Consider the following 21,324-nt stretch of genomic DNA (forward strand, 5'->3'; position numbering starts at 1 on the left):
CTGTTATTGTTCAAGCGCCGCTGCCAGACTGGCGGGATCGTTTACCGCCGAGGCCGTCAGGGTGTCAACAATACGTTTAGACAGGCCCGTCAGGACTTTACCCGGACCGACTTCCAGCAGCGAGGTCACGCCCTGCGCCGCCATAAATTCCACGCATTCAGTCCAGCGTACCGGGCTGTAGAGCTGACGTACCAGCGCGCTGCGAATCGCTTCTGGCGAAGTTTCGCATTTTACATCAACATTATTAACCACCGGCAAGGCTGGCGCGTTAAATGTAATATTTTCCAGCGCGACTGCCAGTTTATCTGCTGCAGGCTTCATCAGCGCACAGTGAGACGGCACGCTTACCGGCAGCGGCAGCGCACGTTTTGCGCCGGCGGCTTTACAGGCTGCGCCCGCACGTTCAACCGCTTCTTTATGGCCTGCAATCACTACCTGGCCCGGCGAGTTAAAGTTCACCGGCGACACAACCTGCCCCTGCGCGGCCTCTTCACAGGCCTGCTGAATGGCGGCATCGTCAAGGCCGATAATCGCCTGCATCGCGCCGGTACCGGCCGGTACCGCTTCCTGCATCAGTTTCCCGCGCAGCTCGACCAGTTTGATCGCTTCGGCAAAATCCAGCACGCCAGCACACACCAGCGCGGAATATTCGCCCAGACTGTGTCCGGCCATCATGCCCGGCGTCTTACCGCCCTTTTGCTGCCACAGGCGGAAAAGAGCAACCGAGGCGGCCAGCAGCGCAGGCTGCGTTTGCCAGGTTTTATTTAATTCTTCCGCTGGACCCTGCTGCGTCAGCTGCCAAAGATCGTAACCCAACGCATCGGAAGCTTCTTTAAAGGTGGCTTCGACAATCGGATTGTCCGCAGCCAGCTCAGCCAGCATGCCAACGGTTTGCGAACCCTGACCTGGGAAAACCATTGCAAATTGCGTCATCTTTTGTTCCTTCGGTTAAAAACGAACCAGAGCCGAGCCCCAGGTGAATCCACCACCAAAGGCTTCCAGCAGAACCAGCTGGCCCGGCTTAATACGCCCATCGCGCACCGCTTCATCCAGCGCAGCCGGTACGGAAGCAGCGGAAGTATTGCCATGACGATCGAGCGTAATGACGACTTTATCCATGCCCATACCCAGCTTTTTCGCTGTGGCGCTAATAATGCGCAGGTTAGCCTGATGCGGCACCAGCCAGTCGATTTCGGCACGCTCAAGGTTATTGGCCGCCAGCGTCTCATCAACGATATGCGCCAGTTCGGTCACGGCGACCTTAAACACTTCGTTACCGGACATGGTGAGATAGGCTGGCTGATCCTGCTGCGCACGGTTCTGATAAGGCAGCGTCAGCAGCTGACCGTAGCGGCCATCGGCGTGTAGATGAGTAGAAATAATGCCAGGCTCTTCGCTGGCGGAAAGCACGACGGCGCCCGCGCCATCGCCAAACAGAATAATCGTGCCGCGATCGCTGGGATCGATCGTGCGCGCCAGCACATCGGCGCCAATCACCAGCGCATGTTTTACCGCGCCGTTTTTAATGTATTGATCGGCAACGCTCAGGCCATAGGTAAAGCCGGCGCAGGCGGCTGCCAGATCGAAGGCCGCGCAGTCTTTGATTTCCAGCATATTCTGGATCATACAGGCTGAGCTGGGGAATGCATGGCTGCCTGAGGTGGTGGCAACAATAATCAGTCCGATATCGTCTTTATCAACGCCCGCCATTTCCAGCGCGCGCCCGGCGGCCTGAAATCCCATCGTAGCAACGGTTTCGTCGGGGGCGGCAATACGTCGTTCACGAATGCCGGTACGAGTAACAATCCACTCGTCCGAGGTATCCACCATTTTTTCCAGATCGGCGTTAGTCCGCACCTGAGCGGGCAGATAGCTGCCCGTACCGATTATTTTGGTATACATGTCCGCTCAATCACTCCTGGCTAATACAGCCTTTAAGCGCGCGGCAATCCGCTCCGGGACTTGCCGCCGCACCGCCTGCTCTGCCTGTTCAATTGCTGCGGCAAAAGCGCGTTGGTTTGCCGCGCCGTGGCTCTTAATGACCGTGCCACGCAATCCTAACAGACAGGCGCCATTGTACTGGTCGGGGTTTAAATGACCGAAACGCTTAGCCAGACGTTTTTTAATCCAGCGCTTCAGCAGTTTCATCCACCACGCCCGCTTTTTACCTTCGCCTGATGGTTTCAACAGCGAAAGGAACATCCTTACCACGCCTTCCAGGGTTTTCAGCGTGACGTTGCCCACGAAACCGTCGCAAACCAGCACGTCAGTCTTACCGGTCAGCAGATCGTTACCCTCAAGGTAGCCGATATAATTAATTTGCGGCGATGCCCTGAGCTGTTCTGCGGCTTCACGAATCGAATTCAGCCCTTTGGTTTCTTCCTGGCCGATATTCAGCAATGCCACACGCGGTCGTTCAATAGCTAAGACTTCTTCCGCCATCACCGCCCCCATAATGGCAAACTGCACCAGCATGGTACTATCAGACTCAACGTTAGCACCTAAATCCAGCACCAACGTATTACCGCGCTGCTGATTCGGCAACACGGTGGTTAACGCCGGGCGCTCAATGCCGTCCAGCGGTTTTAATAAAAGTTTCGCCAGCCCCATTAATGCGCCGGTATTACCCGCGCTCACGCAGGCCTGCGCCTTCCCTTCTTTAACCAACTCAAGCGCGATGCGCATAGAGCTACCGCGGCTGTGACGGATAGCCTGAGAAAGTTTGGCATCACTGGCGATAACCGATTCGGCAGGGATAACCTGCAGACGCCGTGTTACAGCGGAATCAGCTTTAGCAAGTAATGGCGTGATAGCGGCGGGATCGCCGATCAGAAGAAGCTGTAATTGCGAATGTAAGGCCAGTGCCTGCAAAGCTGCAGGCACTGTCACGCAGGGACCGAAGTCCCCGCCCATAGCATCAATGGCCAGGGTCAAACGTGTCAAAGTATCGCCTTGCGTTGCCGCAAGTATTACTTAACGATGACCTTGCGACCGCGGTAGTAGCCATCCGCAGTGATGTGGTGACGCAGATGAGTTTCGCCAGAAACTTTATCTACGGACAGAGTGGAAGTGGTCAGCGCATCGTGAGAACGACGCATGCCACGCTTGGAACGGGTTGGTTTATTCTGTTGTACGGCCATGGACCTTACTCCTATTACTTACGCTTTAAACTGGCTAATACGGCGAATGGGTTTGGTTTTTCCGCCTCTTCAGGCAGTTTGCCAAAGACCATGTCCGCGTCGGACACTTCACAGTGTTCAGAATCATGCACCGGAACTACAGGCAGGGCGAGGATAATTTCATCTTCAACCACCGCCAGCAGATCGATTTCACCGAAATCGTTGACTTCGATCGGCTCGTAGGCTTCCGGCAACGCATCAGCCTGCGCATCATCTGCGACAGGACTGAAGCAATACGTTACGTGAACCTGATGTGCAAACGGCTTGTTGCAGCGCTGGCAGCTCAGCGTGACGCTAACGTCAGCGGTTCCTTTCAGAACGGCCAGGCGCTGATTGTCAACGGCAAACGACATAACGCATTGCACATCACTGTCCACACTAACAACGGTATCGGCCACGCGCTCCACCTGTTCGGGCGTATACACGCCTTCATAGTCAAGGCGTTTTTGAGCGGCGCGAACCGGATCGATTGTCAGGGGTAATTTTACCTTTTGCATAGGGCGCGCATATTAACTTTGTAACGACAGAGAGTCAAAGAAAAAGGCTGTTTAACAGCATCTTTCACTTGGTATTCGCATCCAGTGCGGCGAACAGTTTAAAATGTCCGCATCCGATTCGCTATATTTTAACTGAAAAATTATGACTCAGCTGATTTTAGCTTCAACCTCTCCATTTCGTCAGGCGCTGTTAAATAAACTCGGCCTCTCTTTTATTACCGCGGCGCCTGAGACGGATGAAACGCCGCTGCCTGATGAAAGCGCGCCGCAGCTGGTGGAAAGGCTGGCGCAGGCCAAGGCGCAGGCGCTGGCGGCGCGTTATCCGCACGGCTGGATTATTGGCTCCGATCAGGTTTGCGTACTGGGAGGAAAAATAACCGGCAAGCCGCATACGGAAGAAAATGCGCGCGCGCAGCTACGCGCCGCCAGCGGAAAAGTTATTACCTTTTATACCGGCCTGGCGCTTTATGGCGCTGAACAAAAACGCCTGCTCTCTCTTTATGAAACGTTCCGCGTCTGGTTTCGTCCCTTAAGCGAGGCGGAAATTAACGCCTACGTTACTCTTGAACAGCCGTTACAGTGTGCCGGCAGTTTTAAAAGCGAAGGTTTAGGGATTACATTATTTGATCGGCTGGAAGGACGCGATCCTAATACGTTGACAGGGCTGCCGCTGATAGCGCTGTGCGATATGCTGCGTGAGGTGGGCATCAATCCTTTGACCACGGCGCGATAAACAGAGCGAGCGCTTGCTATAGCCTGATGCGGCGCAAGCGGCCGCATCAGGTTCTTATTTCGCAGAGATTTACGGCTGTTTCCGCAATGCCGCCAGGCACTGTTTCAGCCCATCATCCAGCGGCGCTTCAATACGCATTCTGTCGCCGCTGTGCGGATGATTAAAGGTGAGCGCCGCCGCATGCAGGAACAGACGACGCAGGCCGGTCGCGCTTAACTGCTTATCAAACTCCCGTTCGCCATAGCGATCGTCAAAGGCGATCGGATGACCGGCATGCTGCGTATGAACACGAATCTGGTGGGTACGTCCGGTTACCGGGCTGGCCTTTACCAGGGTAGCAAACGCATAGCGTTCTTCCACCTTAAAACGCGTCTCGGAAGGCTTCCCTTCGCTGCTTACGCGTACGATGCGCTCGCCGCTTTGCAGAATGTTTTTCAGCAGCGGCGCCTGCACCGCTTTGATATGCGAAGGCCACTGCCCGCGCACCAGCGCCAGGTAATCCTTCTGCATGCCTTTTTCACGCAGCTGCTCGTGCAGCGAACGCAGCGCGGAGCGTTTTTTCGCCACCAGCAGCACGCCGGAAGTATCGCGGTCAAGACGATGCACCAGCTCAAGGAAACGGGCTTCCGGGCGCAGCGCGCGCAGCCCTTCAATCACGCCGAAGCTTAATCCGCTGCCGCCGTGCACCGCCGTACCGGACGGCTTATTCAATACCAGGATATATTCATCCTCATAAAGAATAGCGTCAGTCAGGCTGGCTACGCGCTCAAGCCTGGGCGAAATAGCGGCTTCCTCGCGCTCTGCGACGCGCACCGGAGGAATGCGCACTTCATCTCCGGCCTGCAGTTTATACTCAGGCTTAATGCGTTTTTTATTCACCCGCACTTCGCCTTTACGCAAAATGCGATAAATCATGCTTTTTGGCACGCCTTTAAGCTGCGTGCGCAAAAAATTGTCGATGCGCTGTCCCGCTTCGTCTGCGGAAATGGCGACAATTTGTACCGATGGCGTATTCATATTCATGGGCGGCGATTCTAATGAGTGGCGGATAATAGCGCCACTTCTTTTTCTGTGCTTAACTGACAACGTAGCGCCAATTCTGCGGTTTGCTTCATACTTTTCTATAGTGGTGGTGAAAAAGCCTGCAAAATGAACGCGTAATGCTGCAAGAAAGTTTATCAGTATTGAAAAGTCACCTTGCTATAACAAGGTTAGCAATGGAATAATGGCCCGGTCTCCTGAGCGCTTACCGTCAGGAAACTATAAATAGCGAATTAAGAAATTTTGCCGGATAGCGCATACACGCAGCAATGGCGTAAGACGTATTGTGAAATCAGGCATTTAGCGGGCTGCGGGTTGCAGCCTGGACGATAAGACGGGATTGACTCTCTCTGGTAAATTCAGTGGCGGTTCCCTCATCCGAGCGCTGTTTTTCCTTATAAAAACAGGCTGCCGAGATTTTTGCGCCCCTTGAGCGACCGACAACCGTGAGGTTGACGATGAAGCGATAAGACACGGGGCCGTCGGTTATTCTTCGTCCAGTGTTACTTAGCCCGCAGCTTAGTCACTCACGTAAGAATAACGAGTACGTTACGATGAAAAGAATGTTAATAAACGCAACTCAGCAGGAGGAGTTGCGTGTAGCCTTAGTTGATGGACAACGTCTGTACGACCTGGATATTGAAAGCCCCGGACACGAACAGAAAAAGGCGAACATCTATAAAGGCAAGATCACCCGCATTGAGCCGAGTCTGGAAGCAGCATTTGTTGATTACGGCGCTGAACGACACGGTTTCCTTCCGCTTAAAGAAATTTCCCGCGAATATTTCCCTGCCAGCTACAACGCGCATGGCCGCCCCAATATTAAAGACGTATTGCGCGAAGGTCAGGAAGTCATCGTTCAGATCGATAAAGAAGAGCGCGGCAATAAAGGCGCGGCCCTGACTACCTTTATCAGCCTGGCGGGCAGCTATCTGGTACTGATGCCGAATAATCCGCGCGCAGGCGGCATTTCACGCCGTATTGAAGGCGACGACCGCACCGAGCTGAAAGAGGCGCTCTCTTCGCTTGAGCTGCCGGAAGGCATGGGTTTAATCGTGCGTACCGCCGGCGTAGGCAAATCAGCAGAAGCGCTGCAGTGGGATCTGAGCTTCCGTCTGAAGCACTGGGAAGCGATCAAAAAAGCGGCGGAAAACCGCCCGGCGCCCTTCCTGATTCATCAGGAAAGTAATGTAATCGTTCGCGCCTTCCGCGACTATCTGCGCCCCGACATTGGCGAAATCCTGATTGATAACCCGAAGGTGTTGGATCTGGCGCGCCAGCATATCGCCGCCCTGGGTCGTCCTGATTTCAGCAGCAAAATTAAACTGTATACCGGTGAAATCCCGCTATTCAGCCACTACCAGATTGAATCCCAGATCGAATCGGCCTTCCAGCGTGAAGTGCGCCTGCCTTCCGGCGGCTCGATTGTGATCGACAGCACCGAAGCGCTGACCGCTATTGATATTAACTCAGCTCGCGCCACGCGCGGCGGCGATATCGAAGAGACCGCGTTTAACACCAACCTTGAAGCTGCCGACGAAATTGCGCGTCAGCTGCGCCTGCGCGATCTTGGCGGCCTGATCGTTATCGACTTTATCGATATGACGCCGGTGCGCCATCAGCGCGCGGTAGAAAACCGCCTGCGTGAGGCCGTTCGTCAGGATCGCGCCCGTATCCAGATCAGCCATATCTCCCGCTTCGGCCTGCTGGAGATGTCTCGTCAGCGTCTTAGCCCATCGCTGGGCGAATCGAGCCATCATGTTTGTCCGCGCTGTAGCGGAACCGGCACCGTTCGCGATAACGAATCGCTGTCGCTCTCTATTCTGCGTCTGATTGAAGAAGAAGCGCTGAAAGAGAACACCAAAGAAGTCCACGCCATCGTGCCGGTGCCGATTGCGTCCTACCTGCTGAACGAAAAACGCGACGCCGTTAACGCCATTGAAAAACGTCAGGGCGGCGTGCGCGCGATTATCGTCCCAAGCGATCAGATGCAAACGCCGCACTACTCTGTACTGCGCGTACGCAGCGGTGAAGAGTCGCAAACGCTCAGCTATCATCTGCCGAAACTGCATGAAGCAGAGATGGCGCTGCCGTCTGAAAATGAGCAGGCCGAACGCCGTCGTCCTGAGCAGCCAGCGCTGGCCGCCTTTGCGATGCCGGATGCGCCGCCTGCCCCGCAGGAAACCGTCGTTGAGAGCGATAAACCAGCCCAGCCCGCCGCGTCGCAGAAAGCCGCAGCGGAACCTGCCGCGTCAACCGGTATTATCGGACGTCTGTTTGGCGGCCTGAAAAAGCTGTTTGCAGCCGAACCGGCCGCGCCAGCCGCAGCCGAGCAGCCGCAGCAGGATAAGCCTGCCAGCAGCGAGTCCGAGTCAACGCAGCAGCGTGAACGTCGTTCTGGCAACAACCGCCGCAACAACAATAACAACAACAACCGCCGCGACCGTAATCGCGATCGCAACGCGGAAACCGCGCCGCAGCAGGCGCGTGATAACCGTGAAGCGCGTGAAGAACCGCGCCGTAACAATAAACGTCAGCAAGCCAATGCTGAAGTACGCGAAGAGACGCAAAATACGCTGTCTGATGAAGCGCGCGCGCAGCGTGAAGAACAGCAGCAGCAGCGTCGTGAACAGCGTGCCGAACGCCAGCGTCGCCGCCAGGAAGAGCGTCGTCAACAGCAGGAAGCCGCGAAAGCCGCCGCTCAGCAAGAGCCGCAGCCGGTAGCCAGCGTTGTTGAAGAAAGCGAAGAGAACCCGGCGGAAGAGCGCGTGCAGGTAATGCCGCGTCGTAAGCCGCGTCAGCTGGCGCAGAAAGTGCGGGTTGTAAGCGCAGAAACGGTTGCTGAAACTCAGCCAGCCGTTAATGAAGAGAAAGCTGCGCCGACAGAAGCGCCGACGTTTGAAGCCGTCGCGCCAGAAGCGCAGATGCAGCCTGAAGAGCAGCAGGAAGAGCAGGAAAACCGTGACAATGGCAATATGCCGCGTCGCTCACGCCGTTCTCCGCGCCACCTGCGCGTAAGCGGCCAGCGCCGTCGCCGTTACCGCGATGAGCGTTATCCGACGCAGTCGCCGATGCCGATCGCCTGTGCCGCCGCCTCGCCGGAAATGGCATCCGGTAAAGTCTGGGTTCGCTATCCGGTGGCTCAGGCCAACGGCGAAAACGCTCAGGCAGCTGACATGTCGCAGGAAACGCCGGACTACAGCCGCGTTGCAACCGCTGCCGCCGTTGCTTTACCGGCCGCCAGCGAAACGATGACTGAGCAGCCTTCAGCTCAGCCTGTGCAGGCTGAACAGCACTCCGCGCAGGATGCGGTACATGAAGTTGCTCCGCAGCAGACTGATGCGCCGGTAACGCCGGTTGATACGCACGACACCTCGGCTATCGATGTGCCGGTAAATGAAGAGCCTGCCGTGATCCCGGCCGCTGCCGAAGCACGTGCCGCTCAGGTTGCGGCTCAGGCGCAGTCGGCAGACGACGCCAGTCAGGCCGAGGCCACGCCAGCGGCAGCGACTCAGGCAGAATCTGAGCCGGTAGAAACCGCGCAGCGGGCGTCAGAAACGGCTATGCAGCAAGCCAGCGCCGTTGCCGAGGCCAGCGCCAATGAAGTAAGCGCTGACATCGCGGCCCAGGTAGAGCAGGTGCTGAATGCGCCAGCGGTTGCGCCGGAAGAGACGCTGCCGGTTAGCGAACCGCATGCGCCGGTTCCGGCTCGCGACGAAGCGCCAGCAGCCAGCCAGTCTTTACTGGCCGGTAAATACCATGCCAGCGCGCCGATGACGAAAGCACCGGCTCCGGCATGGCAGCCAGAAGCGCCGCGTCACAGCGACTGGGTGCGTCCGCCCTTCCAGTTTGAAGGAAAAGGCGCTGCCGGCGGCCACAGCGCGACACATCAGGCAACGGCTCCGGCCACTAAACCCTGATAGCGCGAGCGACCATCCACCCCGGCTCAGGCCGGGGTTTTTTATGAGCGGAACGAGCCGCCTTCCTTCCCGGTTAATCTCTTGCCCGCTCGCCTGTTTCTTGCCCGTCCACCTGTTTCTTGCCCGCTCACCTGTTTCTTGCCCGCTATCCTTACGCCCACCGTTTTTAGCGCAAAAAAAACCCGTCAGCGACGATAAGCCATCGGTGACGGGAAAAGCGAACGCGCCCGGTTTAAGCACGTTCAAAACTATATTTTTCAGCTGTTCATTTGAAACAGAGACATCTTCGCCATATCGCTGAAGGTCTGATAAGAGGCCTGTAACGTCTGCTGCTGCATGGTATATTTTGAAATTGCGCTGGTGTAATCGACGTCTACCAGCGCGCTCATTTTTGTCGCCTGCTGCGTGCTGCGATCGTCTCCCAGGCTATCCAGCTTATCCAGTTCATCCAGCTGCGTACCCAGCTCTGAGCGCACCGCCAGCACGTTGTTCAACGAGTTGCTCAGGCCGCGCGTCGCTTTATCCAGCGCATCTTTAGAAACCGCCTTCGTGGCATCATCGCTATTCTGGATCGGCTGTTTCAGGGCGCTAATGGCGGTATCCAGCGTCGTGAAAATATTTTTCTCGCTGGTGCCGTTATCCGGTTCTTTAACCGCATTGCTGGTGATGGACATAAACACCTGCTCACCGGTATGGCTGGTGGTCATGGTGCGGCTGGCGTCCACTTTCTGCGTAATCGCGTCGCTGCCGCCGTTATAAACCACGCTGCCGTTGGCATCCTCGGTAAAGGGCGCGCTGTCGCTTTTATAGCCAGCAAAAATATAGCGGCCATTGCCATCGGTGCTGTTCGCCAGGTTCAGCAGCTGAGCGCGTACGCCTTCCAGCTGCGTGGCGTAGGAGGCGCGGTCATCATCAGAAAGCGAGCCGTTGCCTGCTGCAACCAACAGCGACTGAGCGCTCTGCACCGCCTGGGTGACGTTTTGCAGCGTACTTTCTTCCAGCGACACGCTCTGGGTAGCGAAATCACGCGCCAGCTGGTACTGGCTGTTCTCCGCCTGCGCCTGGGAAAGCACCACCGCCTGCGCGGCGGCCAGCGGATCGTCCGACGGATTAATCACCCGCTTGCCGGTAGAGAGCTGTTCGCCCGCTTTCAGCCAGCTCGACTGGGCGTTGGTAACGCCACGCATCTGCTGGTCATACATCATGGTGGTACTGAGTCGCATAGTGGTTATTCCTTCATCAATTCAATTAGCCACGGATGCTGATTAAGGCATCAAAAATTGCTGATGCTGTCTGCAGAACCTGCGCATTCGCCATGTAATATTGCTGATAACGCTGCAGGTTCACGTACTCTTCATCAAGGTTAACGCCCGATACCGACTGCTGACGGTTGGTGAGCTGCGTCACCACGTTGCCCTGCGTCTCGCTGGTGGTTTCCAGCGTATTGGTTTTGTTACCAATATCGCTCACCAGGCTGGCATAGCCCTGCGCCAGCGTGGCGTTGCCGTTTACCAGGTTACCGCTCTGTAAATCCAGCAGCTTTTGAGCGTTACGGTTATCACTTTCACCGCCCGCAGCGCCTGCGGCGGCAATCTGCGATTCATTCGTCACCAGCACGCCCATATTAACGATCGCATCGCTGACCGGCTTCACGATAAAGCTGTCATTGGCGGCAGGCGTGCCGGATGGCGTAATCTGCAGACCATCGAAATTAAGCTTACCGTCGGCATCCAGCGACGCGCTGACGCTGCTGTTATCAGACAGACGCTTAACGTTCCAGCTGCTGCCGTCCCAGCTCACTTTATAATCCGTTGCCTGCGCCTTGCTGGTATCGCTCCAGCTGGCGCTCAGGGAGACGCTGGAACTGTTCTTACTGTTGCCTGTCACGGTCGGACCGCCGATAGCAAAGAAATCGGTACCGGCATTGCCTTCGCTGTCGAAGCCCTGTTTATGCTGCGTGTTAAAGCTGTCGGCGAAGTTCAGCGCCAGCTGATTAAGCTTATTGCGCGCCGAATCGAGATCTTCGGTGCGGAACTTCAGCAGGCCGCCTAAAGAACCCGTGCTGACCAGGCTTTCCGGAATTTCAACGTTGCCGGCGGTTTTATCAACGTAGCCAACGGTGGTGCGAGTCGGATCGCTGCTGGCGGTCATGGCTACCAGCTGACGCGTATCCGCGCCGTTAACCAGCGCCAGACCATTGGACATGGAGACGATATAGTTGCCGTCCTGCTGCGAAACGCTTACGCCCACCAGGTCGTTCAGCTTGCTCACCAGCGTGTCGCGCTGATCCAGCAGGCTGTTAGGATCGGCGCCGGCGCCTGCCGCCTGCAATTTGCCAATCTGGGTATTCAGGGTCGCAATCTGGCTGGAGTAGCTATTAATCTGCTGCACGGAAGAGGAGATGCTGGTGTTAATGCTGGCATCCATATTCCGCAGATACTGATCGGTGACTTTAAACTGGTTAACCAGCCCGTCCGCCTTGCCCAGCAGGGTCTGACGCGCGGAAGGATCGTCAGCGTTGCTCACCACGTTCTGAACGTTGGTGAAGAAATCAGACAGCGTGGTAGAAAGGCTGTTCGACGAAGAGGACATCAAATCGTCAATATTAGAAATCTGGCTGTACTGAGTGGTAATAGCGCTGTTTTGCGCCGAGGCGCTGCGCAGCTGCCCGGTAATAAACTCGTCATATTCGCGGTGAACGCTGCTGACTGTCACGCCGTTACCGTAATAGCTGCTGCCGTTCAGGGTGCTCGGCAGCGAGGTCAGTACCGCCGTCTGGCGTGAATAACCAGTCACATTGTAATTGCTGATGTTGTTGCTGGTGGTATTCAGCGCAGCCTGCGCGGCGCTCAGCCCGCTCATTGCGGAGTTAATTAAGCTGGACATGTCGGTTCCTTTTTGCGCCGGTACGCACCGGGCGGCATTCAACAAATCGGGTGCCGCAAGCGTAACGGGACGCTTTCTGGCCTGTTTTGGTTATCGGCGTGCTTAAGTGAAACTTGAGTAAAAAATCAGAACAGATCGCCTAATTCACTGCCGTAAGCTTTGGCGACTTTTTCACCCATGTTTTTAAACTGCTGAATCATACCGACCAGCTTTTTGGCATATTTCGGATCGGTAGCGTAGCCCGCTTCCTGCAGCGCATGCGCGCCCTCTTCCGCGGTTTTTGCCGTCGTTACTTTGGCATAACGCGGATTTTTGCTCAGCAGACTGGCGTAGTCCGTTAACGCATCGATATAGGAGTCGTAGACACGGAACGCCGCCTTCACTTTTTTCGCCACGCCGTTTTCATATTCGGTAGTGGTGATTTCGGTGGTTTTACCCTGCCAGCTGCCGGTGGCCTTAATGCCGAACAGGTTATAGCTCGGCTTGCCGTCTGCGGTCAGGATCTGACGCTGCCCCCAGCCCGATTCCAGTGCCGCCTGCGCAAGGATCAGCTGATGAGGAATGCCGGTCTGCTGGCTGGCAAGCTGCGCCGGCTGCGTGAGTTTGGCGATAAAGTCGCTGCTGTCGCCGCTCAGCGGCGCGCTGGTGGTCGGCTGCGGCAGTTTAGGCACCGCGCGCTGTACCATTTGCGCCATCTGCGTCTGCATCTGTTCCAGCTGCCGTGGCAACAGCGTATTAACCACCACCGAGCGATCGAGCGGCATCGGCACGGTGCCCGCGCTTTCATCCGGCGCCTGGGCTGGCATCATCTGTTTCACGATGACGTCAGCCAGCCCCAGCCCTTTATTTCCCATTTCCTGCGCAATCTGCTGGTCATACATTGATGTGAACATCCGCGTCTGTTCCGTGCTGAGCAGGCCCTCCTGCGGCAGCGCCTGGCGCATACTCTTCAGCATCATCTGTACAAACATGCCTTCTACCTGCTTCGCCACCTGCAGCGCTTTGCCTTGCGGATCGCTGCTGGCCTGGCGTTTCAGACTGTTGAGCGCCTGGCTGTCGTAAGCCGCGCTCATTACAGATTGCGTATCATTCATCAGATAATTTCCAGTTTGGCGCGCAGACAGCCCGCGCTCTGCATTGACTGAAGAATCGACATCAGATCCATCGGCGTTGCGCCAAGCGCGTTCAGGGCGCGCACGACGCTGTTCAGGTTGGCGCTGGCGTTAACGCGCTGCAGCGCGCCGCCTTCCTGGCGCATATCGATCTGGGTTTGCGGTGTGACCACGGTCTGCCCACCGGCCAGCGGCGTATCAGGCTGACTGACGTTCTGCTGCTGGTTAATGGTCACCGACAGGTTGCCCTGCGCGACCGCACAAGAGCTAAGCGTCACTTCACGGTTCATCACCACCGAGCCGGTGCGTGAGTTAATGATCACTTTCGCGTCCTGAATCGGTACGGAAACGTCGATATTCTGAATATCGGCCAGCAGACGCACCTGCGAACTGTTGTTCATCGGCATGCGTATCTGAACGGTACGGGCGTCCAGCGCCTGTGCCGAACCGTAGCCGCGTCCGTTAATGGCATCGCTGATGCGCTGAGCCATGCTGAAATCTTCTTCGTTCAGCTGCAGGTTCAGGGTGCCCTGAGTACCGAAATTACTCTGCATTTCGCGTTCAATGGTCGCGCCGCCGGTAATGCGACCGCCGTTCAGCTGGTTAACCTGAACGCTGGAGCCGCCTGCCGCCGCGCCCGCGCCGCCGACCAGAATATTACCCTGCGCCAGCGCGTAAACCTGGTTATCGACGCCTTTCAGCGGCGTCATAATCAGCGTACCGCCGCGCAGGCTTTTGGCGTTGCCCAGCGAGGAAACCACTACGTCGATCTGCTGTCCCTGACGGCCAAAGGCCGGCAGGTTAGCGGTTACCATCACCGCCGCCACGTTTTTCAGCTGCATATTGGTGCCGGACGGTACGGTAATGCCCAGCTGTGACAGCATGTTGTTCAGCGACTGGGTGGTAAACGGCGTTTGCGCCGTCTGGTCACCGGTGCCATCCAGCCCAACGACCAGCCCATAGCCGATCAGCTGGTTATCACGGACGCCCTGGACCGTGGTGAGATCGCGGATGCGATCGGCGCTGGCCAGCGTGCTGATGCTCAGCAGCAGCAGGGAGAGCGCCATATGAATAATGCGTGACTGTGCCATAAAAGCCTCTTACATCGGTGAGATGTTCAGGAAGAAGCGCTGCAGCCAACCCATGTTCTGCGCTTCGTTGATATAACCGTTACCGACATATTCGATACGGGCATCTGCCACCTGCGTGGACACCACGCTGTTGTTACCGCTGATGGTGCGCGGGTTGACCACGCCAGAGAAGCGAATAAATTCGGTGCCCTGGTTAATCTCAATCTGTTTCTCACCGACGACGTTCAGGTTGCCGTTTGGCAGCACCTGATTGACGGTAACAGTAATCGTGCCGGTGAAGGTGTTGTTGGCCGAGGCGCCGCCTTTACCAGCGAAATCATTTTTGCCTTCGCCGCTAAGCGAGGTCTTATCGCCACCCAGCAGACCTTCAAGGGCACGCGGCACGGCGGTCAGGCCGACGCTGCTGCTGCCGTCACGGCTGGCGTTAGCTGAGGAGCTCTTACTGGCGCTGACGTTTTCTTGCAGCACGATAGTCAGCGTGTCGCCGATATTGCGCGGACGACGATCCTCAAACAGAGGCTGATAGCCGTAATTCATTGGCATCACCCCCTGGAAAATAGAGCCGTTAACCACGGGTGGCGAAGCGGGCAACGGCTGAGCCGTTGTCGGGCCGGTGACCAGCGGTGTACGGGGAACAAGGGCGCAACCGTTAAGGGTTATCAGCATCGCTGCGATAACCAAATGTCCAGGCTTAAAAGTGAATTGCTTCGCCACGACGTGTATACCTTTCATTGCATTATTTAACTTAATTTGGCGGAGCCGGGGCTCCGCCAGTCCGCGACTGAGCGCGCTTACTACCGTTATACCTGCGTCAGTTTCTGCAGCATCTGATCGGAGGTGGTAATGGCTTTACTGTTGATTTCATAAGCGCGCTGCGTCTGGATCATGCTGACCAGCTCTTCCGCCACGTTGACGTTAGAGGTTTCAACATAACCCTGATACAGCAGGCCGGCGCCGTTCAGGCCAGGCGTGCTGTCGGTCGGCGCGCCGGAAGCCTGGGTTTCCTTGTAGAGATTTTCACCCACGCTTTCGAGGCCGGTATCGTTGATAAAGGTGCTCAGCGTCAGCTGTCCAACCTGCACCGGCTGCGTCTGGCCCTGCTGGGTCACGCTCACCACGCCGTCACGTCCGATAGTAATGCTCAGGGCGTTCGCCGGAATGGTAATGCCGGGCTGTACCGGGAAACCGGCGTTGGTCACCAGCTGGCCGTTCTGATCGACCTGGAACGAGCCGTCACGGGTGTAGGCCGACGTACCGTCCGGCAACTGCACCTGGAAAAAGCCCTGTCCGTTAATCGCCACATCTTTCGAGTTGTCGGTTTTCGACAGGTTACCCTGAGTGTGCAGACGCTCGGTGGCTACCGGACGCACGCCGGTACCGATCTGCAGGCCAGACGGCAGCGTGGTTTGCTCAGAAGACTGAGCGCCCGGCTGACGCATGGTCTGATACATCAAATCTTCAAATACCGCACGTGAACGCTTAAAACCGTTGGTGCTGACGTTTGCCAGGTTGTTGGAGATGACGTCCATATTGGTTTGCTGGGCGTCAAGACCGGTTTTGGCGATCCATAAGGAGCTGATCATGCTGTTTTCCTCTTGCCTTAGCTGCTCATATTGAGCAGCTGATTGGCACGTTGTTCGTTTTCATCGACGCTGGAGATCACTTTCATCTGCATCTCAAAGCGGCGAGCGTTGGCAATCATGTCAACCATGGTTTCGACCGGCTTTACGTTGCTGCCTTCCAGTACCCCAGGCATCACCTGCACCGTCGGGTCGTTTTGCAGCACCGCGCCACGTTGGGCCTGTGCCGCCGCGTTCAGACGAAACAGTCCGTCATCGCCGCGTACCACTTCCTGCCCCGTCGCCTTCACCAGCTTTAAACGTCCCAGCTGTACCGTCGCGTTGGGCTCATCGCCCGGATTCAGCGCGGTAATGGTGCCGTCAGCCGCAATGGTGATTTCTGCCGCCTGCGGCACCGCAATCGGACCGCCGTCGCCCATCACCGGGTGCCCCTGAATGGTCAGCTCCCCGGTGGGACTAATCTGCATATTACCGTTGCGGGTATAGGCTTCGGTGCCATCTGCCGTTTGTACCGCCAGCCAGCCATCCTGCTGTACCGCGACGTCGAGCGGACGCTGCGTATAATCGAGCGCGCCCTGCGTCATATCGGAGCCCGGCGTCGAGGCGGTTACCAGCGTACGCGTCGGCAGCGATAAGCCTTCTACCGGCACCGCGCGCAGCGCATTGAGCTGAGCGCGAAAGCCCGGCGTTGAGGCGTTGGCCAGGTTGTTGGCCGTGACCGCCTGCATATTGAGCGTCTGGCTTGCCGCGCCCATGGCGGTATAAATAGCGTGATCCATAGCGCTCTCCCGTCAGCCGTATTAACGCAGGTTAACCAGCGTGTTGAGGATCTGATCCTGCGTTTTGATGGTCTGCGCGTTCGACTGATAGTTACGCTGCGCCACAATCATGTTCACCAGCTCTTTACTCAAATCGACGTTAGAAGACTCCAGCGCGCCTGCGGTCAGGGTACCGAGGTTACCGGTGCCTGCCAGGCCTACCAGCGGCTGACCAGAAGAAGCCGTTGATGACCAGACGTTATCGCCTTCTGATTTCAGGCCTTCGGCGTTAGCGAAGTTCGCCAGAACGATCTGTCCCAGTACCTGGGTTTTTTCGTTGGAGTAGTTGCCCACTACCGTGCCGTCATCGTTGATCTGGTAGCTCACCAGGTCGCCCGGCTTGTAACCATCCTGTACCGGGTTACCAAAGGTGTTGGCGCCGGTGTTCTGCTGCATACTGCCGGTAAAGTCCAGCGTAAAGGTCTGTGCGTTAGAGCCGTTCAGCGCGCCCATAGAAATGGTCTGGCTGGCGGTGGAAGTCATTACGCCGCTGGGGTTAAAATTCATGGTGAACGGCGTAGTCGCGGTGCCGCTGCTGGAGTCGATCGGGTGCACGCTCCAGCTGTTGTCCGCCGTTTTCACGAAGTACAGGTCGATAGTGTGCGCGTTGCCCAGCGAGTCAAACGTCGTCATCGAAGACTTGGCGTTGTAGCTGGTGGCGTCGGTGCTGTCGAAATCAGCGTCAACTTTGGTGCCATCGGATGAGTTAAGGTTCGCAACCAGCGTACCGCTCTCGGTGCGTTTAGCGGTCATCTGGGTGGTCGGCACGCTGAGCGCTACCGGGTTAGCGCCGGTCTGTACGGTCGGCGGGGTGCCCGCTACCGGATAACCGGTCAGCTTCATGCCCTGCATGTTGACGATGTTGCGGTTCTCATCCAGCGTGAACTGGCCGTTACGGCTGTAGTAAACCGCGCCGCTGTCATCGGCCATGCGGAAAAAGCCCTGCTGGCTGATGGCCACATCAAGACCACGGCTGGTGGTGGTGGTGGTGCCGTCGTTAAAGTCCTGAATAACGCCCGCGACTTTTACGCCCATGCCCACTTTTGAACCGGCAAACATATCGGAAAAAGAGACGGTGCTGGATTTAAAGCCCGCCGTCGCGGAGTTGGAAATGTTGTTGCCGATAACGTCGAGGTTACTGGAGGCCGCGTTTAAACCGCTGACCGCTTGTGAAAAGCCCATGTGTCACTCCTGAGTAAATTAGTGTCGTATCAGAGAATCTGACGAATTTTATCGAGCGTGGAAGTGCCCATCGTCCCGAGGTCGAGTACTGCCCCGCTGGAATCGGTGGTCACACCGTTCACTAAGGCGTAATTCAGTGGCTGCGCCACCAGTTGCTCCGTCCCGTCGCTGGCGGCGATCGAAACGTTATATTTGCCATCCGTTGCGCTGGTGCCGTCCGTTAAGGTGCCATCCCATGAGAAGGTATGAACGCCGGCGGTCAGTTTGCCGAGGTCGATAGTCCGCACCACTTTGCCGCTACTGTCGGTGATGGTCGCGGTGGTGGAGGTTGAAGCACGCGTCAGCTCAACGCCAAACGGCGTCGTATCGCCGCTGCCCGCCAGGATCTGGGTGCCCGGCACCATCACGCCATGACCGATCAGGGTGGAAGCCTGTACCGACTGGTTACTGTTGATCTGACCGGAGATCGAACCCAGCGTGGTGTTCAGCTTCTCGATACCGCTGACGGTATTGATCTGCGCCAGCTGCGTGGTCAGCTCGTTGTTTTCCATCGGATTGGTGGGATCCTGGTTTTTTAACTGCGCCACCAGCAACGTCAAAAAGTTACTCTGTAGATCGGTTGCGCTGCTGCTGCTCGATGCGCTAGTGGTATTGGTCAATACACTGGGATCGATCTTTTCATTTACGCCAACGGCTAAGCCCATGGTTATTCTCCGTTATTGACCAATGGTCAGGGTTTTCATCATCATTGACTTGACGGTGTTTAGCACTTCAACGTTCGCCTGATAGCTGCGCGACGCCGCCATGCTGTTTACCGTCTCGCTAACCACGTCAACATTGGGCATCTTGACGTAGCCCCTGGCGTCCGCCATCGGGTTGCCCGGCTCAAACACCAGCTTCGCCGGGCTCTGATCCTCAACAACCTGCGCAACGCGTACGCCGCCGGTGGCCTGCCCTGGGGCAGCATCGACCTGGAATACCACCTGTTTGGCGACATAAGGCTGGCCGTCAGGACCGGTTACGCTGTCGGCGTTGGCCAGGTTACTGGCGGCCACGTTTAAACGCTGTGACTGTGCAGCCATCGCCGAACCGGCGATATCAAAAATATTAAGCAGTGCCATCGGTTATTGTCCCTGCAGCACGCTCATCATGCCTTTAATCTGGCTACTGATAAGCGTGAGGTCGGTTTGATATTTCAGGCTGTTATCCGCAAACTGCGTACGCTCACGGTCCATATCGACCGTGTTGCCATCCATCGACGGCTGATCGGGAATGCGATACAGCAGGTCCATTGACGGCGGCGTCGCGGTCTGCGCAGGAATGTGGCGTGCCGACGTCACCGCCAGCGACAGGCCAGAACCCTGCGCCCGCCCTTTCTCCAGCGCGCGGTTAAGCTCGCTGGCAAAATCGATATCGCGGGCCTGGTAGCCCGGCGTATCGGCGTTAGCGATGTTGGATGCCAGGATTTCCTGACGCTGAGCCCGCAGATTTAGCGCTTCGGTGCCGAACTGCAGAGCTGCATCCAGTTTGTCGAGCATGCTCCCCTCCGGAAGTGAAAATTTTGAGCTGTCAGCATAATCGGGCGCGGCAAAAGCTATCGCCGGAATAGCGCTAAAAAGCATCGCTATTTTTTGCCTTGAAAAATTGCACGCGCGGGTAGAATCAGCGCCATGAGTCAGGATGGGGATAAACAAGATGCGGATAATGACGTTGTGGCTGGGTACGATACTGACCTTACTGGTCATGCCGGTACGGGCAGACGATCTTAGCGCGCAGCTCAACCAGTTTTTTAAAACGCGCGATCCGCTGCATGCCGCCGGTATGAATGTGGTGGTACGCACCCCGGAACAGCAGTGGCCGCCGTGCGCGACGCCGCAGTTCAGCCTGCCGGGCAACAGTCGTTTGTGGGGCAATATGAGCGTGGCGGCGAACTGCGATCGGGAGCGACGCTATCTGCAGGTGGAAGTGCAGGTTACCGGCGACTATGTGGTAGCCAATCGTCAGATCCCGCGCGGCAGCGCCTTAACGGCGGGTGACATCGTGATTAAGCAGGGGCGACTTGATACCCTGCCCGCGCGGGCGGTGTTGGATCCGCAACAAATAGTAGAAGCCGTAAGCGTACGCGATATTTTACCGGATCAGCCGTTAACGCTCTCAATGGTGCGTCAGGCCTGGCGCGTAAAAGCTGGCCAGCCGGTAATAGTGATCGCACAGGGCGACGGTTTTAACGTTAGCAGCGAGGGGCGTGCGCTAAATAACGCCACGGCAATGCAGCGGGTTCGGGTGCGCATGGGGAATGGTCAAATAGTAAGTGGCAACGTGAGCGCAGATGGGAATATTCTTATATCTCTGTAAACTGCTAAAGATGGCTGTTGAGTTGCCGATAGTGGGATCAACATACATTGTACTCTTTGCCTATCAGGCCGCATTAACGCCTGAATTTACAGGAGCCAGACCATGAGCATCGACAAAACTAAAGCTTCGCAGCCCGTCAGTACCGTTCAGCCACGTGAAACTAACGATAACGGCGGCGCAAAGGTTCGTCAGACGGCCAGCCCTACGGCGTCCGCCGGCGCAGCGCAGGTTAACCTGAGCGGGGCGCAGTCCCAGCTGATGACATCGGACGGTAAAGATATTAATACCGCCCGCGTTGAGCAACTGAAAACCGCCATTCGCAATGGCGAACTGAAAATGGATACCGGCAAAATCGCCGATGCCCTGATTCAGGAAGCGAAATCTTATTTACAGGATAAATAACCGCTATGAATAGCCTGATTACCGCGCTGGATAAAATGCAGGAAGTGCTCGGTTCGCTGAGCAATATAATGAAGGAAGAACACGAGCAGCTCTCTGCCGGCCTCATTAACAGCAGCCTGCTACAGCGTATTACCGAAGATAAAAGTTCATTGCTGACCACGCTGAACTATCTTGACGGTATCCGGCGGGAATCAGAAAAACAGTACCGTATTCAGGCGCCCTATCCTGCTCAGCCGGAGCTGGCTCGCCGCTGGCAGGCTATTGAGCAGCGCACGCGTCAGCTGCGCGACAACAATACCCATAACGGGATGCTGTTAAATCAGCAGATGGGATACAACGATAAGGCGCTGGCGCTGTTAAAACCGCACCAGAGTCAGGCGTTTTACGGCCCGGACGGTCAGGCGACCTCAGGCGGCTTTCACTCGCGTCGCGTTTAAGTCCACCGCAATTAACCCACCGGTTTAGCTTCCGGCGGGTTGAATTTCACCGCGATTAACCCACCGGTTTAGCTTCCGGCGGGTTGAATTT

General features: G+C 56.6%; 22 protein-coding genes. 5 read left to right on the forward strand and 17 right to left on the reverse strand.

What is annotated here, in order from left to right; genetic code table 11:
- Positions 1–3 precede the first annotated feature (3 nt).
- From fabD to yceD, 5 genes are read right to left on the reverse strand one after another with little or no spacing between them, the layout of a single operon-like run.
- Entirely contained in the window at positions 4–933 is a 930-nt protein-coding gene (gene fabD / locus COO59_RS00755; RefSeq protein WP_103057932.1) for an ACP S-malonyltransferase, read from the reverse strand.
- Between the two features lie 15 nt (positions 934–948).
- Entirely contained in the window at positions 949–1,902 is a 954-nt protein-coding gene (locus COO59_RS00760) for a beta-ketoacyl-ACP synthase III (RefSeq protein WP_103057933.1), read from the reverse strand.
- Positions 1,903–1,908: 6 nt separating this feature from the next.
- Complete coding sequence (gene plsX / locus COO59_RS00765) at positions 1,909–2,943, reverse strand: phosphate acyltransferase PlsX (RefSeq protein WP_103057934.1); 1,035 nt, start codon at positions 2,941–2,943, stop codon at positions 1,909–1,911.
- A 26-nt stretch (positions 2,944–2,969) separates the two neighbouring features.
- On the reverse strand, positions 2,970–3,140 hold the full coding sequence (rpmF, locus tag COO59_RS00770; protein WP_038626789.1) for a 50S ribosomal protein L32: 171 nt from the start codon (positions 3,138–3,140) through the stop codon (positions 2,970–2,972).
- 14 nt (positions 3,141–3,154) lie between these two features.
- Positions 3,155–3,676: a 23S rRNA accumulation protein YceD gene (yceD, locus tag COO59_RS00775; RefSeq protein ID WP_103057935.1), complete on the reverse strand. Its 522-nt coding sequence runs from the start codon at positions 3,674–3,676 to the stop codon at positions 3,155–3,157.
- Between the two features lie 142 nt (positions 3,677–3,818).
- Here yceD and COO59_RS00780 point away from each other — a divergent pair, with 142 nt between their 5' ends.
- Entirely contained in the window at positions 3,819–4,409 is a 591-nt protein-coding gene (locus COO59_RS00780) for a Maf family protein (protein WP_165786469.1), read from the forward strand.
- A 69-nt stretch (positions 4,410–4,478) separates the two neighbouring features.
- Here COO59_RS00780 and rluC read toward each other — a convergent pair whose 3' ends face one another.
- A complete protein-coding gene (rluC, locus tag COO59_RS00785; protein ID WP_103057937.1) occupies positions 4,479–5,432 on the reverse strand; it encodes a 23S rRNA pseudouridine(955/2504/2580) synthase RluC in 954 nt (317 codons plus the stop codon).
- Between the two features lie 572 nt (positions 5,433–6,004).
- On the opposite strand from rluC, the gene rne reads away from it, so the two are divergent.
- The gene (gene rne / locus COO59_RS00790) at positions 6,005–9,370 is read left to right on the forward strand and encodes a ribonuclease E (RefSeq protein WP_103057938.1); all 3,366 of its coding nucleotides are present in this window, start codon (positions 6,005–6,007) and stop codon (positions 9,368–9,370) included.
- 257 nt (positions 9,371–9,627) lie between these two features.
- Here the strand turns inward: rne and flgL are convergent, their stop codons facing one another.
- From flgL to flgB, 11 genes are all read right to left on the reverse strand, one after another.
- Complete coding sequence (gene flgL / locus COO59_RS00795) at positions 9,628–10,593, reverse strand: flagellar hook-associated protein FlgL (RefSeq protein ID WP_103057939.1); 966 nt, start codon at positions 10,591–10,593, stop codon at positions 9,628–9,630.
- Between the two features lie 25 nt (positions 10,594–10,618).
- Entirely contained in the window at positions 10,619–12,256 is a 1,638-nt protein-coding gene (gene flgK, locus COO59_RS00800; protein ID WP_103057940.1) for a flagellar hook-associated protein FlgK, read from the reverse strand.
- A 125-nt stretch (positions 12,257–12,381) separates the two neighbouring features.
- Positions 12,382–13,350, reverse strand: a complete 969-nt coding sequence (gene flgJ, locus COO59_RS00805) for a flagellar assembly peptidoglycan hydrolase FlgJ (RefSeq protein ID WP_103057941.1) — start codon at positions 13,348–13,350, stop codon at positions 12,382–12,384.
- Complete coding sequence (locus COO59_RS00810) at positions 13,350–14,459, reverse strand: flagellar basal body P-ring protein FlgI (protein ID WP_103057942.1); 1,110 nt, start codon at positions 14,457–14,459, stop codon at positions 13,350–13,352. Before COO59_RS00810 ends, flgJ begins: the two co-directional genes overlap by 1 nt.
- 9 nt (positions 14,460–14,468) lie before the next feature.
- The gene (flgH, locus tag COO59_RS00815) at positions 14,469–15,125 is read right to left on the reverse strand and encodes a flagellar basal body L-ring protein FlgH (RefSeq protein WP_409371623.1); all 657 of its coding nucleotides are present in this window, start codon (positions 15,123–15,125) and stop codon (positions 14,469–14,471) included.
- Between the two features lie 134 nt (positions 15,126–15,259).
- Positions 15,260–16,042 carry a flagellar basal-body rod protein FlgG gene (gene flgG / locus COO59_RS00820; protein WP_103057943.1) on the reverse strand — a complete coding sequence of 261 codons (783 nt, stop codon included), beginning with the start codon at positions 16,040–16,042 and terminating at the stop codon, positions 15,260–15,262.
- Positions 16,043–16,059: 17 nt separating this feature from the next.
- Positions 16,060–16,818: a flagellar basal body rod protein FlgF gene (locus tag COO59_RS00825; protein WP_103057944.1), complete on the reverse strand. Its 759-nt coding sequence runs from the start codon at positions 16,816–16,818 to the stop codon at positions 16,060–16,062.
- A gap of 21 nt (positions 16,819–16,839) precedes the next feature.
- Entirely contained in the window at positions 16,840–18,039 is a 1,200-nt protein-coding gene (gene flgE / locus COO59_RS00830) for a flagellar hook protein FlgE (protein WP_103057945.1), read from the reverse strand.
- A 29-nt stretch (positions 18,040–18,068) separates the two neighbouring features.
- A complete protein-coding gene (flgD, locus tag COO59_RS00835) occupies positions 18,069–18,743 on the reverse strand; it encodes a flagellar hook assembly protein FlgD (RefSeq protein WP_103057946.1) in 675 nt (224 codons plus the stop codon).
- Positions 18,744–18,755: 12 nt separating this feature from the next.
- Positions 18,756–19,160 carry a flagellar basal body rod protein FlgC gene (gene flgC, locus COO59_RS00840; RefSeq protein WP_103057947.1) on the reverse strand — a complete coding sequence of 135 codons (405 nt, stop codon included), beginning with the start codon at positions 19,158–19,160 and terminating at the stop codon, positions 18,756–18,758.
- Positions 19,161–19,163: 3 nt separating this feature from the next.
- Positions 19,164–19,577, reverse strand: a complete 414-nt coding sequence (gene flgB / locus COO59_RS00845) for a flagellar basal body rod protein FlgB (protein ID WP_103058252.1) — start codon at positions 19,575–19,577, stop codon at positions 19,164–19,166.
- A gap of 157 nt (positions 19,578–19,734) precedes the next feature.
- Between flgB and flgA the strand changes: the two genes are divergently transcribed.
- The 3 genes from flgA to flgN all read left to right on the forward strand — a co-directional run bounded on the left by flgA (position 19,735) and on the right by flgN (position 21,233).
- Positions 19,735–20,394 carry a flagellar basal body P-ring formation chaperone FlgA gene (flgA, locus tag COO59_RS00850; RefSeq protein ID WP_103057948.1) on the forward strand — a complete coding sequence of 220 codons (660 nt, stop codon included), beginning with the start codon at positions 19,735–19,737 and terminating at the stop codon, positions 20,392–20,394.
- 102 nt (positions 20,395–20,496) lie between these two features.
- The gene (flgM, locus tag COO59_RS00855; protein ID WP_103057949.1) at positions 20,497–20,796 is read left to right on the forward strand and encodes a flagellar biosynthesis anti-sigma factor FlgM; all 300 of its coding nucleotides are present in this window, start codon (positions 20,497–20,499) and stop codon (positions 20,794–20,796) included.
- Between the two features lie 5 nt (positions 20,797–20,801).
- Entirely contained in the window at positions 20,802–21,233 is a 432-nt protein-coding gene (flgN, locus tag COO59_RS00860) for a flagellar export chaperone FlgN (protein ID WP_103057950.1), read from the forward strand.
- Positions 21,234–21,324: the final 91 nt, after the last annotated feature.

Origin of the sequence: Mixta theicola (genome assembly GCF_002895925.1) — a bacterium.
Classification (GTDB): domain Bacteria; phylum Pseudomonadota; class Gammaproteobacteria; order Enterobacterales; family Enterobacteriaceae; genus Mixta; species Mixta theicola.

Coding starts and splice junctions, on each gene's coding strand:
- fabD (WP_103057932.1), bottom strand. CDS start 933: ATGACGCAATTTGCAATGGTTTTCCCAGGTCAGGGTTCGCAAACCGTT.
- COO59_RS00760 (WP_103057933.1), bottom strand. CDS start 1,902: ATGTATACCAAAATAATCGGTACGGGCAGCTATCTGCCCGCTCAGGTG.
- rpmF (WP_038626789.1), bottom strand. CDS start 3,140: ATGGCCGTACAACAGAATAAACCAACCCGTTCCAAGCGTGGCATGCGT.
- yceD (WP_103057935.1), bottom strand. CDS start 3,676: ATGCAAAAGGTAAAATTACCCCTGACAATCGATCCGGTTCGCGCCGCT.
- COO59_RS00780 (WP_165786469.1), top strand. CDS start 3,819: ATGACTCAGCTGATTTTAGCTTCAACCTCTCCATTTCGTCAGGCGCTG.
- rluC (WP_103057937.1), bottom strand. CDS start 5,432: ATGAATATGAATACGCCATCGGTACAAATTGTCGCCATTTCCGCAGAC.
- rne (WP_103057938.1), top strand. CDS start 6,005: ATGAAAAGAATGTTAATAAACGCAACTCAGCAGGAGGAGTTGCGTGTA.
- flgL (WP_103057939.1), bottom strand. CDS start 10,593: ATGCGACTCAGTACCACCATGATGTATGACCAGCAGATGCGTGGCGTT.
- flgK (WP_103057940.1), bottom strand. CDS start 12,256: ATGTCCAGCTTAATTAACTCCGCAATGAGCGGGCTGAGCGCCGCGCAG.
- flgJ (WP_103057941.1), bottom strand. CDS start 13,350: ATGAATGATACGCAATCTGTAATGAGCGCGGCTTACGACAGCCAGGCG.
- COO59_RS00810 (WP_103057942.1), bottom strand. CDS start 14,459: ATGGCACAGTCACGCATTATTCATATGGCGCTCTCCCTGCTGCTGCTG.
- flgH (WP_409371623.1), bottom strand. CDS start 15,125: ATGCTGATAACCCTTAACGGTTGCGCCCTTGTTCCCCGTACACCGCTG.
- flgG (WP_103057943.1), bottom strand. CDS start 16,042: ATGATCAGCTCCTTATGGATCGCCAAAACCGGTCTTGACGCCCAGCAA.
- COO59_RS00825 (WP_103057944.1), bottom strand. CDS start 16,818: ATGGATCACGCTATTTATACCGCCATGGGCGCGGCAAGCCAGACGCTC.
- flgE (WP_103057945.1), bottom strand. CDS start 18,039: ATGGGCTTTTCACAAGCGGTCAGCGGTTTAAACGCGGCCTCCAGTAAC.
- flgD (WP_103057946.1), bottom strand. CDS start 18,743: ATGGGCTTAGCCGTTGGCGTAAATGAAAAGATCGATCCCAGTGTATTG.
- flgC (WP_103057947.1), bottom strand. CDS start 19,160: ATGGCACTGCTTAATATTTTTGATATCGCCGGTTCGGCGATGGCTGCA.
- flgB (WP_103058252.1), bottom strand. CDS start 19,577: ATGCTCGACAAACTGGATGCAGCTCTGCAGTTCGGCACCGAAGCGCTA.
- flgA (WP_103057948.1), top strand. CDS start 19,735: ATGCGGATAATGACGTTGTGGCTGGGTACGATACTGACCTTACTGGTC.
- flgM (WP_103057949.1), top strand. CDS start 20,497: ATGAGCATCGACAAAACTAAAGCTTCGCAGCCCGTCAGTACCGTTCAG.
- flgN (WP_103057950.1), top strand. CDS start 20,802: ATGAATAGCCTGATTACCGCGCTGGATAAAATGCAGGAAGTGCTCGGT.